This window comes from Pleomorphomonas carboxyditropha (genome assembly GCF_002770725.1).
Classification (GTDB): Bacteria; Pseudomonadota; Alphaproteobacteria; order Rhizobiales; family Pleomorphomonadaceae; genus Pleomorphomonas; species Pleomorphomonas carboxyditropha.
This window is the reverse complement of the sequence record NZ_NQVN01000002.1, coordinates 368540-384146: the sequence shown is the minus strand read 5'-3', so window position 1 is coordinate 384146 and position 15607 is coordinate 368540. Positions and strand designations below refer to the sequence as shown.

Sequence of the window (15607 nt, the reverse complement as noted above, 5' to 3'; positions counted from 1 at the left end):
ATCCATGACCAGCAAACCAACCGCGCTCGGCGTCGACGTCGGCGGCACCAACTTGCGCGTCGCCGAGATCGACGGGGCCGGCCGCATTCGATCGCGCCACGCGGAACGGGTCACCAGGGGGCGGGAGGCCTTCCTGGCTCGCCTCGTGGATATCGTCGCGGCAAGGCGAGGCCCGGATGTCGGCGCGATCGGCGTCGGCATGCCCGGCCGCATCGACGCCGCCGCCGGCCTGATACTCTCCGCCGGCTACCTCGATCTCGGCGGCCTGCCGCTCGCCGGGCTGCTCGGAACGGCCAGCCATCTGCCCGTCGTCGTCGACAACGACTGTACCATGGCGCTGATCGCCGAATGCGCCGTCGGCGCGGCGCGCGGCGCGGCCAACGTCGTCATGTTTACGATCGGCACCGGCATCGGCGGCGCGATCGCCCAGAACGGCCGGCCGGTGCACGGCCGGGCGACGGCTGGCCAACTTGGCCACATCACCGTCCGGCCGGGCGGCGAACCCTGCAACTGCGGCCGGCGAGGCTGCGTCGAGACCACCAGTTCCGGCACGGCGCTCGGCCGGCACATCCGGCAGGCCGGGCTTGCTTCCGACACCCGGGTGGACGATCTGTTCGCGGCGGCCGATGCCGGCAACACGGTCGCCGAGGCGGTCCTTTCGGCCTGGGCCGCGCCGATGCGCGACGCGGCGACCTCGATGGCCGCCGCCTTCGACCCGGATGTCGTGCTGTTCGGAGGCGGCCTCGGCGCGGCCATGGTCCGAGCTCTGAAAAGACTGCCGGCGGAGGATAGCTGGTACCGCTACGACATCCGGGCGGCCGAACTCGGCGACGATGCCGGCGTCATCGGCGCCGGACTGTGCGCTCTCGGCCGGATCGAGGATGCGGCAAGCGCCCCGCCGGCTTTAATTTCAATACTCTAGCCTGCATTCTTCCGAGACGGTCGTCATGCATCCCATTGTTCTCGTCAACGGCGTGCCGGCCAGCGGCAAGTCCACCGTCGCCGCGGCGATCGCCGACCGGCTGAGATTGCCGATCCTTGCCGTCGATACGGTCAAGGAGGCTTTCTTCGATCATCTCGGCATCGGCGACCGCGACTATAGCCGCCGGCTCGGCCGGGCCGCCTACCAGGCCGTTTTCTCGACCATTGCCGGATTCCCCGACGGTCTCGGCGCCGTTGTCGACGCCTGGCACAAGTTTGTGCCGCTCGACGTGCTCGAGGACCATCTCGTCCGGGCGAAGGCCGGCCGGGTGATCGAAGTCTGGTGTCACGCGCCGCCGGAGGTCTGCGCCGAGCGCTATCGCACCCGCGCCGGCGATCGCCATCCCGGCCATCCACCGGCCGGTTACGCAACCGAGCTTGCCGATCTCGCCGCGCGCGCCACGCCGATCGGCCGCTGGCCGGTGATCGATGTCGACACCGAACGGCCGCTCGATGAGGACGGGCTCCTACGCAAGCTCCATGAGTTGCTTCGTGAGGAACTGGACCGCTCCTCCGAGGCCCGCTGAGCATTGGTCCCGCGGCGCTTGTTGGTGGCACTGCCCTAAGAGCCTAAAGCCATCGACACCGACCATGCCGCGGCATGGCCCGGTCCAGCCGGCCTGCCGGTCGCGCGGCGTTTCGTCAAAGGAAGGGCACCCGCCACTGTCAGCAGGTGCCCCCGTCTAGATCGTCGTGCGTCCTAACGGACGCAAAGCGACGATCTAGCCTTTTGTTCTCGCATCGGATTTACCGAAAACCGGATTCCACTTTTCGGTCCGATGCTCTAGAGTTTCATGATCACCAGCACTCGAAGCCGCCGTCCACGAGCAGATCAACACCGGTGATGAACGACGCGGCTTTCGAAAGCAGGAATACGGCCGGCCCACCCATCTCATCGGGTGTCGCCATGCGCTGGATCGGCGTGTCCCGCTCGAAGATCTTGCGCTGCTCGGCGACCTCCGGCCGCAGGTTCATGGGCGTCAGCGTATAGCCGGGGCTGATGACGTTGATCCGGATGCCCTTGCCGATCCATTCCATCGCCAGGCTTTTGCTGAGGTGGACGACGCCGGCCTTGGAAGCGTTGTAGTGAACCTGCGTAAGGCCACGGTTGACGATCGTGCCGGACATCGACGCGATGTTGACGATGGCGCCGCAACCATGGCGGATCATCGCGCGGCCTTCGGCCTGGCAGGACAGGAAAACACCGGTCAGGTTGATGTCGATCACCTTCTGCCACTGGCTTTGCGGCATCTCTTCGGCCGGCGCGGCGTTGGCGATGCCGGCGGCGTTGACGGCGGCCGAGAGCGGCCCGAGCTTGGCTTCGGTCTCGCCGACAGCGGCCTCCAGCGAGGCAAGATCGGTGACGTTGCCGGCGGTGATCAGAGCCTTGCGTCCAAGCGCCTCGATCTTCGCGGCCGTCTCCCTGATGCCCTGGCTATTCGACAGATCGAACAGCGCAACGTCGGCACCGGCGGCAGCGATATCGAGCGCGATCGCCTGCCCGATGCCGCTTCCGGCACCCGTGACGAAGGCGACTTCCCCCTTGAGGCTGAACTTGTCCATTTTTCCTCTCCTTGCATGCCGCGCACCGGTTCCATTCGGAGCGGGTGCACGCTCTTTCCCGGACCTCCCAAGCCATTGACGGCGGCCGCCTGTCGCCGGTGCGCCGCTAAGTGGTCGCCAGCTCCATCACAGCCACCCGGTCGGCCTTTTCCCGATCGAGAATCCCGCGGTTGATGCCACGGCTCAGCACCATCACCCGATGCGCGAGGCCCAATACCTCGTCGAGGTCCGAGCTGACCACGACGACCGCCATGCCCTGACGCGCCAGGCCGGCGATGACCTCGTAAATGGCGGCGCGGGCGCCGACGTCGATGCCTCGCGTCGGCTCGTCGAGAATGACCACCCGCGGATTGCGCGAAATGCACTTGGCGATGACGACTTTCTGCTGATTGCCGCCCGACAGCTCGTTGACGCGCTGTTCGGCGCGGCCCTTGACGCCGAAGCGCTCGATGGCGACGCGCGCGAACCGGTCGACCGCCTTGGGATTGATCCAGCCCTTGGGCGCGATCTGGTCATAGTTGGTCTGTGCAATGTTCTCGGCGATGGTCTGCGGCAGAATAAGGCCCTGGGCCTTGCGGTCCTCCGGCACCAGCACGATTCCCTGGTCGAGCGCGTCGCTCGGATGGCTGAGGCGGATTGGTTTGCCGGCGATCTTGACGACGCCCGCTGCGATCGGATCGGCACCGGCTATCGCCCTGACCAATTCGGTACGGCCGGCCCCGACGATGCCGGCGATGCCGAGCACCTCGCCCTGGCGCACGGAGAAGCTCACGTTCTTGAAAGCGCCGCTGGCGCTCGTGATGTCCTCCACTTCGAGCAGCGTTTCTCCGATGGCTTCGTCAAGGTCGGGGAACATGCGATCGAGCGGACGGCCGACCATTTCCTCGACCAGCGTTTTGACGGGCAGTTGAGCGGTTTCGTGCGTCGCGACCAGTTGACCGTCGCGCAGAACCGCCACGCGATCGGCGATGCGGGCGATCTCGTCCAGGCGATGGCTGATGTAGATGAACGATACCCCTTCCGCCTTGAGCTGTTCGATGCGCTCGAACAGGCGAAGCGTCTCCTCGCCGCCAAGCGCGGCGGTCGGCTCGTCGAAGATCAGCAGACGCGCATTCAGCGTCAGCGCCTTGGCGATCTCCACCTGCTGCTGGGCGGCGACCTTAAGGTCGCGGACAAGCGTGGTCGGCGCAATGTCGAGACCGAGCCGTCGGAGCTGTTCGGCGGCGCGTCGATTGATGCCGGAACGGTCGACGCGCCCCATTCGTATCGGAAGCCGGCCGACGAAGACATTCTCGGCGACCGAAAGAGCAGGCAGCAGGCGCATTTCCTGATGGATCAGACCGATGCCGGCCGAGAGCGCATCGGCGGGGGATTGCGGTGCGTGCGGTTCGCCCATCCAGGTCATGGTGCCGGTCGTCGGCTGCACCAGACCGGCAATGATCGAGGAGATGGTCGACTTTCCGGCGCCATTCTCACCCAGAAGCGCCAGCACCTCTCCGTGTCGCACATCGAGATCGACGTCGCTCAGCACGGTTACCGAACCATATTTCTTCGTGATGCCGCGAACGCTCAGAATTGTGTCGGACTGAATGGACTGTTCGGACATGGCCGCTCAACCTTGTGGCAGGGGGCGCCGCTCCGGGGGAAGAGGGGGAGGAGTTCCCATCCGTCGCGGCGCCCGGGATGTCCGCATGATCGTGGAGCTACTGCGGACAATTCGGACTCGACATGGCGGCGGCGAGATCGACCCGCCGCCGCGGCCGCATCAAGGATGCTCCGCCACGAACTGGGCGACGTTGTCCTTGGTCGTCAGCGTCGCCGGCTGCAGTTGCTCGGCCGGCACCGTTTCGCCCTTGACCAGCGCAATGGCGGAATCGACGGCCAGGCGGCCCATTTTCTGGGTCTGCTGCGTGACGGTCACGTCGAAGACGCCGTCCCTCAGAGCGACGAGGGCGGCGGTATCGCCGTCAAAGCCGGCCACCAGGATCGGATGATCGGGATGGGCGACCTTAACGGCCTGAGCGGCGCCAAGCGCCAGCGCATCGGCCTGCCCCCAGATGATGCTCACGTCGGGGTTCGTCTGCAGCAGGTCCTGCGTCAGCTTGAAGCCCTCGTCCTGATGCCAGCCTTCCGACCACAATTCGCCGACCACCTTGATGTCCGGGTAGGCCTGCAGCGCCTCGGCGCAGCCCTTGGTGCGATCGACCTCGGGCGTCGTACCCTTCTGACCATGGATGATCAGCATCTCGCCCTTGCCGCCCGTCTGCTTGCCGATGTAATCGCAAAGGTTCTTGGCGGATTCGACGGAGTTCGTGGCGATAAAGGTATCGCCGGGCGCGCCTTCGGCGTTGCGGTCGACGTTGATGACCGGCACGCCGGCGGCCTTGGCGGCCTTGACGGGCACCGACGCCGCAGTGGCGCCGGCCGGGATGTAGATCAGGGCGTCGATGTTCTGGGCGAGCAGATCCTGGATCTGGCTGACCTGGGTGGCGGCATCGCCCTTGGCGTCGACCGTGATGATCTCGAGATCCTTGGTCTTGCCGTAGGCTTCGACCGACTGCTTGATCTGATTGAAGAAGTCGGCCTGCAGATTGGCGACCGCAAGACCGATCTTCTTGGCTTCCTTGGCGTTCGCGATATCAACGGCGCCCACCAGAGCCAGAGCGGCGGCGGCAGTAAAGAGAACAGCACGAGACAGCATTACAGTTTCCTCCAGTTGCTGATGTCTGTCCGCGACGAAGGGCTCCTCCCCTACGTTTCGCGGTCTTCTTGGGTCCCAGAAGGACCTCGTTTCGCCGGTGTGGCGAACTCCGGGCCAACGCAAAGGATGTTTGCGCCGGCAATTCTCCGGTCGGCAGGCGGCTTCAGCGGCGACGGGCGCGGAACGTATCGGCGGCGACGGCCAGCGCGATGACGACGCCGATGATCACCTGCTGCACGAAGGGCGAAACATGCAGGAGATTGAGGCCGTTGCGCAGGAAGCCGATGATAAGCACGCCCACCACCGTTCCGCCGATGCCGCCGACGCCGCCGGCGAGGCTGGCACCGCCGATCACCACCGCGGCGATGGTGTCGAGCTCATAGCCGATACCCGAGCTGGGCTGCGCACTGTCGAGCCGCGCGGAAAGAATGACGCCCGCCAGGCCGGACAGCAGCGCGCACGTCGTGTAGACCAGGAGCGTCGCGCGTTCGACATGGATGCCGGCGAGACGCGCCACCTCGGGATTGCCGCCGACGGCATAAAGAGCCCGTCCCGCCGGGCGATATTTCAGGAAAACGTAGAAGATGATCGTCAGCACGATCATCACCGAGACGGTGGCGCTCAACAGGCCGAAATGGCGAATAATCGCCAGATTGGAAAACCAATCAGGAAAGCCGACGATCTGCTGGCCATCGGTGATGATCGAAGCGATGCCGCGGGCAATCGACATCATCGCCAACGTGGCAATGAAGGCCGGCATGTTCAGCTTGGTGATCATCAAACCGGAAACCGCACCGCAGAGCGCGGAAACGACCAGCGCGACGACGATGCCGACGGCAAACGGCCAGCCAAGGTTGTTTCCCAGATAGCCGAGCACCATGCCGGAAAGCGCCAGCACCGAGCCGACGCTGAGGTCGATGCCGCCGAGAAGGATGACCAGGGTCATGCCAAGCGCCATCACGCCGATGACGGTGATCTGGTCCATGACATTCAGGAAATTCCGGAGCGTCAGAAATGTTTCGGACGTGAACGAGAGAAATATGCAAAGCGCTACCAACCCAAGGAACGGCCCTACCGCGCCTCCGCTAAAATAGCTCTTCCAGGTGGCCTTGGTATCACCTGATTTGGTTCCGGCAAGGCTGGCCATAGCAACACTCCTCCCTAGCAGATGCAGCAACCACTCGAAGTCCGCTCCTCCGACAGGTTTTCATCCCTCCCCTGGCGGACTATTCAGACTCATTGCCGCAAATTCGATATCTCGTGACCGGATGACCTAAGTGAAAACGGGGTTACACTTGCGTCCGAGTCATAATATTTACGAGCGAGAGAGGCCGTTGCCGACGAACTCCTTCACTCCGGGCCTCCGCTTTCCTCGAAGCGACGGCTGCCTCTTTATGGCTCGGCAGGGGCGACGGACCCGAGCGACCGGGCAACCGCCCGGCGCCAGCCGAGCCGTTTCGCCATGCGCGCCTTTTCATCCAGCACCGGCGTGAAGCTCCGTCCGCCACGATCCATCCGGCTCAATCCCGCGAAGGTGAAAATTCCTTCCGCTATGCCTGCAAGGTGGGCGACACCCATAGCCGACAGCTCGGCGGTATCGGTGCGCGCCACGGTCACGCCCGTCATGTCCGCCTCGAACTGCATGAGCTGATCGTTGCGGGTCGGTCCCCCATCGACGTGCAGGCGGTCGACAACCAGGCCTGACTGCCTGACCACATCGACCACGTCGGCAATCTGATGGGCGAGCGAATCGATCGTCGCCCTGGCGATGACCGAACGTCCGGCACCGAGCGTCACGCCGGAAATCGTGCCGACAGCGTTGCCGTCCCACCAGGGCGCACCCAATCCGTTGAAGCCGGGCACCACGTAGACGTTGCCGGCGTCCTCGCAGGTGGCGGCGAGCCGAGCCAATTCGCCGGGATCGATACCGAGCAAATCGGCCATCCAGAGGATCGTCGAACCGGCCGAGCGGATGTTGCCTTCGAAACCCAGCATCGGCTTGTCGATCCACCAGGCCAGCGTCAGGCAGAGGCCCGGATGCAAGGCATTGCCGCCCCTGACAGAGGTAGAGTCGAAGAGACCCATCACCGAAGAGCCCGTGCCCTGGGTCGCCTTGATCGGGCCGGGCTTGTAGGCGCCGTGAGCGAACAGGGCAGAATGGGAGTCGGCCATGATCGCCCGCACCGGCACGCCGTCGGGGATCGGCGCGAAATCCCGGCAGGCCGGGAATGGCCCGATCGAGGGAACAATGCGGGGAAGCGCCGCCCTTGGAATGTCGAAGATGTCGAGCAGAACCTCGTCATATTCGGCAATGCCGACGTTCACGAGCTGCATGCGCGAGGCATTGCCGGCCTCGACGAACGCCTCGCCGCCGAAGCGGGACAGCAGGAAGCTGTCGATGGTGCCGATGACGATGTCGCCGGCGCGCGCCCGCTGGCGATCCGGATCGATGCGGTCCAGCAGCCATTTCGCCTTGACCGCCGTGAACATGGGATCGAGCGGCAAACCGCTCTTCTCGCGAATGATGGCGCCCTGACCTCTGGCGCGAATGCCGGCGCAGAGATCCTCCGTCCGCTGATCCTGCCAGGACAGAAGCGGCGTCAGCGCCTTCCCGGTCTTCCTGTCCCAGATGACGCAGGATTCGCGCTGCGTGCTGAACCCGACGGCCACGACGCGCGCGGCCAGCTCGGCAGTGACGCAGGCGGCCACCGCGGTGCGCACGCTGGCCCAGATTTCCTCGGGATCCTGCTCGACCCATCCCGGCTGCGGCGTGGACTGACCGAGCGGCGCGCCGCCGCGGGCCACCACTTCACCCCGTTCGTCGACCAGCAGGCACTTGCTGGAGCCGGTACCCTGATCGATGGCCAAAATCAAAGGCGAAGCCATTCCTCACCCCCTCAGTTCTCTCACCGCGGCGATGATGCCGTCGGCGTTGAGGTGGAAATGATCGAGCAGGAACTCGGCACTTCCCGTCGGTGCGAAGCCGGTCACGCCGAGGATGCGCATCGGAACGGGATGGTGACGGACGACCACCGACGCCACGGCAGCGCCAAGTCCGCCTTCGGTCAGCGCCTCCTCCGCCGTCACGATCGCGCCGGTCTCCTTCGCAGCGGCGATCACGGCGGCCTCGTCGAGCGGCGAGATGGTCGACATGTTGACGACGCGCACGCCGATGCCCTCGGCCGCCAGGCGTTCGGAGGCTTCGATGGCGCGCGATACCAGGATGCCGGTGGCGATCACCGTGACGTCGCCGCCGCCGCGCGCCACGTTTGCTTTTCCGTAGACGAACGGGTCGGCCTGGCCGGCACTCACCGACGGCACTTTCGTGCGGCCGATCCGCATGTAGATCGGCTTGTCGGCGGCTGCGGCCCACTTCACGGCGGCAATGGTCTGTTCGGGATCGGCCGGCACTAGAACCGACAGGCCACTCATGGCCCGCATCCAGGAAAGGTCCTCGATCGAGTGATGGGTGGGGCCGAGCTCACCATAAGCCATGCCCGGGCTCATGCCGCAGAGGACGATGTGATATTTGCTGTAGGCGACGTCGGCCTTGATCTGCTCGGCACCCCGACCGGTCAGAAAGGGAGCGGCGGCGCAGACGAACGGAATGAAGCCGCCGTTGGCCAGCCCAGCCGCCACGCCGATCAGGTCCTGCTCGGCGATGCCGACGTTGACGAGCCTGTTCGGGAATTCCTTCTGGAACGCGACGAGGTTGGAGGAGCCGACGCTGTCGTTGCAGACGGCGACGATGCGGTCGTTTTCCCGGGCCAGGGCGGAGAGGGTCTCGGCGAAGGCCTGACGGCAGTCAAAGGTGGCGAGCGGCGCGTTCATCGGGCAAGCTCCTCGAGGGCCAGCTTGACCTGTTCGGGCGACGGCACCTTGTGGTGCCACTCGACGCGATCCTCGATGAACGAGACGCCCTTGCCCTTGATGGTGTTGGCGACCACGGCGAGCGGCTTGCCCCGGCCGGGACGGGTGAACACCTCGTAAAGGGCGGCGTGATCATGGCCGTCGATCTCGATGGCCTCCCAGCCGAAAGCGGCCCATTTCTCGGCAAGCGGATCGAGCCGGTTGGTTTCCTCGGTACGGGCGCCTTGCTGCAATCGGTTGCGATCGATGACGGCGACGAGATTGTCGAGCCCACGGTGGCCGGCCGCCATGGCGGCTTCCCAATTGGAGCCTTCCTGCAGCTCGCCATCGCCGAGGGCGACGAAAGTCCGCCAGTTCTTGCCGGAAAGGCGCGAGGCGATGGCCGAGCCGACGCCGATGGGCAGGCCGTGGCCGAGCGGGCCGGTGTTGGCCTCGACGCCCGGGATCTTGCGGTTGGGGTGGCCGTTGAGCACCGACAGCGGCTGCATGAAGGTGGATAGCCAGTCCGTCGGAAAAAAGCCGCGCATGGCCAGCACCGAATAGAGCGAAGCCGCGCAATGCCCCTTCGACAGGATGAAACGGTCCCGCTCCGGCCAATCAGGATTGGCCGGATCGAGGCGCAGGACGCCGAAAAACAACGTCGTCATGGCATCGGTGATGGAAAAGTCGCCCCCGATGTGGCCGAGCCGCGCGGTGCCGATCATCTCGACGATCGATCGCCTTGCGGTCTGGGCAAGCCGATAAAGCAGAGCCGCCCGCCGCTCTCGGGGAAGAGAGGAAAGCGTGTCCGGCGTCGGATAGGCCTCGACTGACGTGAGGGTTCCGATCGTTCCCATAGCGTCCTCCCGCTTGGAATATTTATTCATTATCGGATGTTCTTCCAATATAGGAAAATGATTGAAAAGCGTCAAGGAATTTTTTCGCGGCCTCCTCATTGAGGCGCGTTTTCTTTCGATTGGTTTCGATTTCTCGTTTTAGCTGTGGTCAAATAGGATAGCTGCAAATCGATTGAACTGGCTATAACGTCGCCTATGGAGAGTTTTCATGCGGTTAGCCCGCAAACTTTCTGCAACTTCAGCATGCAAACATAATTTCACATATGATGGCGCCGTCTGGCAATCAGATTGAATATTTATTCAATACAGGATTGACATCCAATAAATGGATCCTTATAGGCTTTCCCAACAAGGCCTCCGATGGGCGATTTTGGTCCTCATCTGTAAGCCAAGGTAAACAAGGTCTTTTTTTGAGAGTACGCCGTCGTCGCTCGATGGTGCCCGGCTATGAATAAACTACGCTCTGGAATATACATTCAGTATCCAGCAACGATGCGCGTCCGCAACGGACGGCCGCGTCGTTCTGTTATCTGGAGGTTTTCATGAGCCGTATTTACGAGCTGCGACTAATGGCGCGGGTTGCCCAACTATATCACGAGAAAAATCTGAAGCAGGCCCAGATTTCCAAGCAGCTGCATTTGTCGCAGGCAACGGTATCGCGCCTGCTGTCGCGCGCCGTGGACGAAGGAATAGTGCGGATCACGATCAATGCGCCGCGCGGGACATATCCTCAGCTCGAGGATCAATTGCGTGACCGGTATCGGCTTGCCGAGGTGGTGGTCGCCGAGTGCTATGAAGACCGCGACGAGGCAATTCTTTCCGCCATCGGAAGCGCTGCTGCATATTACTTTGAATCAACGGTCAGCCCGGATGAGGTGATCGGCATTTCCTGCTGGAGCTCTGCATTACTGCGCCTGGTCGACGCTATTCATCCAATCAAGCGGCTCAAGGCGGAAAAGGTGATTCAGCTCGTAGGCGGTATCGGTAACCCTGCCGTACAAAGCCACGCTACCCAGATCACCACCCGTCTTGCAAGTCTGGTTGGCGCAGCCCCCGTGCTGTTGCCCGCTCCGGGGGTCACCGCCTCGTCGGCTGCCCGCCTTGTCATGCTCGGGGACGGCTATGTCCGCTCCACGATGGAGCAGTTTCGCCGCCTGACCATGGCAATCGTCGGCATCGGTACGCTCGAACCGTCCTACATGTTGCACAATTCCGGCAACACCTTCGCCGCCGACGAGCTGTCCGACCTCAAGCAACGCGGCGTGGTCGGTGATATTTGCATGCGCTTTTTCGATGCAGATGGCCGGTTTGTCGACAGTCCGTTCGACGAGCGCGTGATCGGCATCACTCTCCCCGAACTCAAGAGTGTCCCGCACGTGATCGGGGTAGCCGGTGGCGCCCGCAAGACCGCCACCATCCACGGCGCTTTGGTCGGCGGCTGGGTCGATACCTTCATCACCGACAAGTTTACTGCGGAACGCCTGCTGAGCCTGCCGTTTCCGCACAGGGAATAGATTTCCAACCAACAGTGCCAACTGACAAACCCAGGAGGAAATCATGGCGCGATTTGACAACAAGACGGTGGTCGTTGCCGGCGCAAGCCGAGGTATCGGCGCAGCAATTGCCAGGCGTTTTGCGCAGGAGGGAGCTTCCGTGTTCGTCAGCGCCAACGAGGCCCGGGTGGAGGAGGTCGCCAAGGCGATCCGGGCCGAGGGCGGCCGCGCCGAATGGTCGATCAACGATGTCACCGACAAAGCCTCGGTGATCGCCCTCTACGATGCCGCCGAAGCAGCCTTCGGCTCGATCGACATTTCCTGCCAGAATGCCGGTGTCATCACCATCGCCAAGATCGAGGATCTCACCGAAGCCGAGTGGAACAAGGTATTGGCGGTCAACACGACCGGCGTATTTCTGTGCTGCCAGGAAGCTATCCGGCGGATGCGCAAGCATGGGCGCGGCGGCCGTCTGATCAATACCGCCTCCGGGCAGTCCCGGCAGGGCTTCATCTATACGCCGCACTATGCGGCTTCGAAGTTCGGCGTCATGGGCATTACCCAGAGCCTGGCCAAAGAGGTCGCGAAGGAAAAAATCACCGTCAACGCCTTCTGCCCCGGCATTATCGACACGGATATGTGGGCTTACAACGATCAGGCCTGGGGCAAGCTTCTGGGCGACTACAAGCCGGGCGAGTTGATGGCCGAATGGGTTGCCAATATTCCAATCGGCCGTGTCGGAACCGGCGAGGACGTCGCGGGCGTGGTTGCCTTCCTTGCGAGCGACGATGCCGCTTATGTGACGGGACAGACCATCAATATCGATGGCGGCATGTTCATGTCTTGAACGGCTCCCCGCAAAGAAGAGACTAATCGAGCTCAGCCTGAAGGCTGAGCTCAAGTCGAAAGGGCCCAGTCCATGCCGAAGATCGAATTATGATGCCACCCGTTGTCCAGCCTGGCAAAATCGCTCTGATGCTCGACTTCGACGGGACGCTTGTCCCTTATGCATCCGAAACCAGACTGATACCCGAAGTCGATCCACGGTTGCCGGGTCTGCTCGAACGGCTGGTACAAAGGACCGGCGGCGCCACGGCTATCGTCAGCGGGCGTGGAGTTGCCGAATTCGACAAGCTGCTCGGACCGATTCAACTGGCAATTTCGGGAGCGCATGGTTTCGAATTTCGGGCGGCACCCAACTCCCCGATCGAATTCGGTCTCGCCGGTGAAAACCTGAATCGCATTGTCGAGGGGCTTGAACGCCTGTTCGCGCTTTCGTCGGCGTGGGCGGAAAAGCACCGAGGGGTCTATGTGGAAAGAAAATCCCTTACGGTTGTGCTGCAATTCCACGACGCGCTCGAGATTGCCGACCTCGCCTGTCAATTCGCCTTCGACACTTGCAAAGTCATGCCGGATTTTGCGCTGCAGGCCGGTCGGGGCGTTGCCGAGTTCAGACCGGTCGTAGCCGACAAGGGATGCGGCATTGGCAGACTGATGGCCCGGGTACCGTTTTCAGGACGCATACCTGTTTTTATTGGCGATGATTTAGCGGACGAAGCCGGGTTTTTGATCGTCAATTCTCTAGGCGGCATTTCAATCCGCGTGGGGCCTGGAGAAAGCAATGCGCCCTATCGTCTTCAGGACACGCGCGAAGTCCTGGCATTTATCAATTCCATAGCGGCGTAAATTCCGTCGTCGGTGCCGAAGCCCAGGTCGGCGCGCTGATACCTTGGGGTTGACGGCGGCCTGATCCCGCAACCGCATCCGACGATCGGGAGTATCGTCAACAGGCAGTCGACGGGCGGTCGGCGGCGATGGCCGATGCGAAACACATTACGTCGGCCGGGGCTCGTCCGCGGCGGATCTGTTCGGCCATGAAGCGCATGTAGGGGTCCATGTGGGCGAACATCGCCTTGTAGCCGGCGCAGAGATGGTTGTGCCAGCGGTTGCCGACCTGGTGGATGCGGTGCTTGGGACAGCCGCCGTGGCAGGCGAAGCGCCAGTCGCAGCGCACGCAGTCGGGCGTCAGCTCGGTCTTCATCATGCCGAAGGCGTGCTGCTTGCGGCCGTCGACCAGGGCGGCGAGGGAATCTGTCCGGAGGTTGCCGAGCCGGTGCTCGGGATAGACGTAGTGGTCGCAGGAATAGACATCGCCGTTCTGCTCGACGACCAGCGCGGCGCCGCAGGACGGCTGCATGATGCAGAGGCTCGCCCGCTCGCCGAGCCAGGCGGCCAGCGCGTTGTCGAACAGTTGCACGAAGACCCGGCCGACGTCGCGCCGCACCCATTCCTCGAAGATGCCGATCATGAAGCGGCCGTAGGCCTCGCCGGACACCGACCAGTCGGTGAGGCGGGCGACGGTTGCCTGCGGATGGGCGAGCTCGCCGGCGGTGGCGCCGGCCGGCCGCTGCTCGACGGCGGGGATGAACTGCAGGAAGGTCTCGCCGAGATCGCCCGTCAGGTAGCGGTAGATCTCGGCCGGATGCTCGGCCGTGGTGGCGTTGACCACGGTGAGAACGTTGTGCTCGACGCCCTGCCGCCTCAGATGGTCGAGGCCGGCGAGCACCCGGTCGGCGACGCCGCGGCCGTTGCGGGCGACGCGGTGGCGGTCGTGGATGTGCGGCGGGCCGTCGATCGACACGCCGACGAGAAATTTATTGTCTGCGAGGAACTTCGCCCAGGCGTCGTCGATCAACAGGCCATTGGTCTGCATGGCGTTGGTGACCGTCTTGCCGCGGGCGTATTTTGCCTGCAGCGCCAGCGCCTTCTCGTAGAAGGCGATGCCGGCCAGCGTCGGCTCGCCGCCCTGCCAGGCGAATTCCACCGTCTGCGCGGGATTGGCCTCGATATAGCTGCGGACGAAGGCGTCGAGCGTCGCGTCGTCCATGTGCCGCTGGTGCGTCCGGGGCTTCAGCGTGCCGGCTTCCTTTTCGAGATAGAAGCAGTAGTCGCAGGCGATGTTGCACTGGAAGCCGGTCGGCTTGGCCATGACGTGGAAGGGCTTGCGGGCCGTTCGGCGCTGGGCGGACATCGATGACCTAGCCTTTCCCGAGAGGATCGGCCGGAATGGCCGCTGCCATGGCAAGCGGTATCCGGGATTGGCGGGCCGTCGTTTCCCGCGTCATCAGGCGCCAGTCGGCACGCCGGATTTCCGGCCCGCCGCCGTCGATGCGCGACAGGATGGCGGCGGCGGCCAGCCGGCCGATCGCCTCGCGGTCCGGGCGGACGGTGGTGAGCGCCGGGGTGAGGCAGCTCGATGCCTCGCTGTCGCCGAAGCCGATCACGCCGACGTCGCCGGGCACGTCGCGACCGAGCCGCCGCAGCCCGCGCAGCACGCCGTAGGCGATAACGTCGCTGTTGCAGACGACGGCGTCGACGTCGGACTGCCGCTCGATCAGCTCGCCCAGCAGACGTTCGCCGAGGTCGGGGTTGCCCGGCAGCGGTTCGGTCCTCCGCACCACATGGCCGAGGCCGGCCGCCGACGTCGCCTCCTCGACGCCCGCCAGGCGTTTGTGGGCGCGGCTGTCGTTGTCGCGGAGGCTGCCGAGGAAGGCGAGGCGCCGATAGCCCCGCTCGACGAGGTGCTGCCCCTGGGCGCGGCCGATCGCCCGGTGATCGATGCCGACGGCGGTATCGATCACCGGGCCGTCGACGTCCCACATTTCGACCACCGGCACGCCGGCCGCCTTCAGCAGTTCGACCGCCTTCGGCGGATGGTCGATGCCGACGATGGCGATGGCGGCCGGCCGCCAGCTCAGCACGGCGCGGACGAGGCGGACCTCCTCGTCGGGATCGTAGCGGGTATTGGCGAGCATCACCTGCAAGTCTTGGGCGAGAAGCTCGGCCTGCAACGTGTCGACGAGGCTGGCAAATTCCGAATGGTGCAGCGAGGTGACGATCACGCCGACCACGTCGGAGCGAGTGCCGGACAGGCCACCGGCCAGCCGGTTGGGGACGTAATTGAGTTCGTCCATCGCCGCGCGTATTTTCTGGCGCAGTTCGGGGCGCACCGTGTTCGGCGCCCTGAGGGCGCGCGAAACCGTGTTGACGGAAACGCCGACGCGAGCGGCGATGGAGGCAAGGGTCGGCGTCGTCCTGTCGGTCATCCGGCCTTTTATATACCGAACGCCCTGGCGAACGGCAGGTTCGCCGCCCAAGTGAAC

The 15607-nt window shown here is 64.1% G+C and carries 14 protein-coding genes; 5 read left to right on the top strand and 9 right to left on the bottom strand.

Annotated features, from left to right (window positions below; genetic code table 11):
* The first annotated feature begins 4 nt into the window (after nt 1-4).
* Nucleotides 5-922: an ROK family protein gene (locus CJ014_RS28130; protein WP_245427137.1), complete on the top strand. Its 918-nt coding sequence runs from the start codon at nt 5-7 to the stop codon at nt 920-922.
* Nucleotides 923-947: 25 nt separating this feature from the next.
* A complete protein-coding gene (locus CJ014_RS28125) occupies nt 948-1508 on the top strand; it encodes a P-loop nucleotide/nucleoside kinase family protein (protein WP_245427135.1) in 561 nt (186 codons plus the stop codon).
* Between the two features lie 271 nt (nt 1509-1779).
* On the opposite strand, the gene CJ014_RS06215 is transcribed toward CJ014_RS28125, so the two are convergent.
* The 7 genes from CJ014_RS06215 to CJ014_RS06185 form a co-directional block, all read right to left on the bottom strand.
* Complete coding sequence (locus CJ014_RS06215; protein WP_100079663.1) at nt 1780-2544, bottom strand: SDR family oxidoreductase; 765 nt, start codon at nt 2542-2544, stop codon at nt 1780-1782.
* Nucleotides 2545-2650: 106 nt separating this feature from the next.
* Nucleotides 2651-4150, bottom strand: coding sequence for a sugar ABC transporter ATP-binding protein (locus CJ014_RS06210; protein WP_100079662.1), 1500 nt, complete (start codon nt 4148-4150; stop codon nt 2651-2653).
* 159 nt (nt 4151-4309) lie between these two features.
* A complete protein-coding gene (locus CJ014_RS06205; RefSeq protein WP_100079661.1) occupies nt 4310-5245 on the bottom strand; it encodes a sugar ABC transporter substrate-binding protein in 936 nt (311 codons plus the stop codon).
* 163 nt (nt 5246-5408) lie between these two features.
* Nucleotides 5409-6392: an ABC transporter permease gene (locus tag CJ014_RS06200; protein WP_100079660.1), complete on the bottom strand. Its 984-nt coding sequence runs from the start codon at nt 6390-6392 to the stop codon at nt 5409-5411.
* Nucleotides 6393-6637: 245 nt separating this feature from the next.
* On the bottom strand, nt 6638-8131 hold the full coding sequence (locus CJ014_RS06195; protein ID WP_100079659.1) for an FGGY family carbohydrate kinase: 1494 nt from the start codon (nt 8129-8131) through the stop codon (nt 6638-6640).
* Between the two features lie 3 nt (nt 8132-8134).
* A complete protein-coding gene (locus CJ014_RS06190; RefSeq protein ID WP_100079658.1) occupies nt 8135-9076 on the bottom strand; it encodes a transketolase family protein in 942 nt (313 codons plus the stop codon).
* Entirely contained in the window at nt 9073-9819 is a 747-nt protein-coding gene (locus CJ014_RS06185; RefSeq protein ID WP_425351897.1) for a transketolase, read from the bottom strand. The genes CJ014_RS06190 and CJ014_RS06185 overlap by 4 nt, the downstream gene beginning before the upstream one ends.
* Before the next feature lie 674 nt (nt 9820-10493).
* Between CJ014_RS06185 and CJ014_RS06180 the strand changes: the two genes are divergently transcribed.
* The 3 genes from CJ014_RS06180 (at nt 10494) to otsB (ending at nt 13130) form a co-directional block, all read left to right on the top strand.
* Entirely contained in the window at nt 10494-11465 is a 972-nt protein-coding gene (locus tag CJ014_RS06180; protein WP_100079656.1) for a sugar-binding transcriptional regulator, read from the top strand.
* Between the two features lie 43 nt (nt 11466-11508).
* Nucleotides 11509-12291, top strand: coding sequence for an SDR family oxidoreductase (locus CJ014_RS06175; protein ID WP_100079655.1), 783 nt, complete (start codon nt 11509-11511; stop codon nt 12289-12291).
* Between the two features lie 128 nt (nt 12292-12419).
* Nucleotides 12420-13130, top strand: a complete 711-nt coding sequence (gene otsB, locus CJ014_RS06170; protein WP_165790766.1) for a trehalose-phosphatase — start codon at nt 12420-12422, stop codon at nt 13128-13130.
* Nucleotides 13131-13227: 97 nt separating this feature from the next.
* Here the strand turns inward: otsB and CJ014_RS06165 are convergent, their stop codons facing one another.
* Nucleotides 13228-14475 (bottom strand): anaerobic sulfatase maturase, encoded by a 1248-nt coding sequence (locus CJ014_RS06165; RefSeq protein WP_100079653.1) that lies wholly within the window; start codon nt 14473-14475, stop codon nt 13228-13230.
* A 7-nt stretch (nt 14476-14482) separates the two neighbouring features.
* Complete coding sequence (locus tag CJ014_RS06160; protein ID WP_100079652.1) at nt 14483-15550, bottom strand: LacI family DNA-binding transcriptional regulator; 1068 nt, start codon at nt 15548-15550, stop codon at nt 14483-14485.
* Between the last annotated feature and the right edge of the window lie 57 nt (nt 15551-15607).

Excerpts from the sequence above, each read along its gene's own strand:
- CJ014_RS28130 (WP_245427137.1), top strand. The coding sequence starts at position 5 with ATGACCAGCAAACCAACCGCGCTCGGCGTCGACGTCGGCGGCACCAAC.
- CJ014_RS28125 (WP_245427135.1), top strand. The coding sequence starts at position 948 with ATGCATCCCATTGTTCTCGTCAACGGCGTGCCGGCCAGCGGCAAGTCC.
- CJ014_RS06215 (WP_100079663.1), bottom strand. The coding sequence starts at position 2,544 with ATGGACAAGTTCAGCCTCAAGGGGGAAGTCGCCTTCGTCACGGGTGCC.
- CJ014_RS06210 (WP_100079662.1), bottom strand. The coding sequence starts at position 4,150 with ATGTCCGAACAGTCCATTCAGTCCGACACAATTCTGAGCGTTCGCGGC.
- CJ014_RS06205 (WP_100079661.1), bottom strand. The coding sequence starts at position 5,245 with ATGCTGTCTCGTGCTGTTCTCTTTACTGCCGCCGCCGCTCTGGCTCTG.
- CJ014_RS06200 (WP_100079660.1), bottom strand. The coding sequence starts at position 6,392 with ATGGCCAGCCTTGCCGGAACCAAATCAGGTGATACCAAGGCCACCTGG.
- CJ014_RS06195 (WP_100079659.1), bottom strand. The coding sequence starts at position 8,131 with ATGGCTTCGCCTTTGATTTTGGCCATCGATCAGGGTACCGGCTCCAGC.
- CJ014_RS06190 (WP_100079658.1), bottom strand. The coding sequence starts at position 9,076 with ATGAACGCGCCGCTCGCCACCTTTGACTGCCGTCAGGCCTTCGCCGAG.
- CJ014_RS06185 (WP_425351897.1), bottom strand. The coding sequence starts at position 9,819 with ATGATCGGCACCGCGCGGCTCGGCCACATCGGGGGCGACTTTTCCATC.
- CJ014_RS06180 (WP_100079656.1), top strand. The coding sequence starts at position 10,494 with ATGAGCCGTATTTACGAGCTGCGACTAATGGCGCGGGTTGCCCAACTA.
- CJ014_RS06175 (WP_100079655.1), top strand. The coding sequence starts at position 11,509 with ATGGCGCGATTTGACAACAAGACGGTGGTCGTTGCCGGCGCAAGCCGA.
- otsB (WP_165790766.1), top strand. The coding sequence starts at position 12,420 with ATGCTCGACTTCGACGGGACGCTTGTCCCTTATGCATCCGAAACCAGA.
- CJ014_RS06165 (WP_100079653.1), bottom strand. The coding sequence starts at position 14,475 with ATGTCCGCCCAGCGCCGAACGGCCCGCAAGCCCTTCCACGTCATGGCC.
- CJ014_RS06160 (WP_100079652.1), bottom strand. The coding sequence starts at position 15,550 with ATGACCGACAGGACGACGCCGACCCTTGCCTCCATCGCCGCTCGCGTC.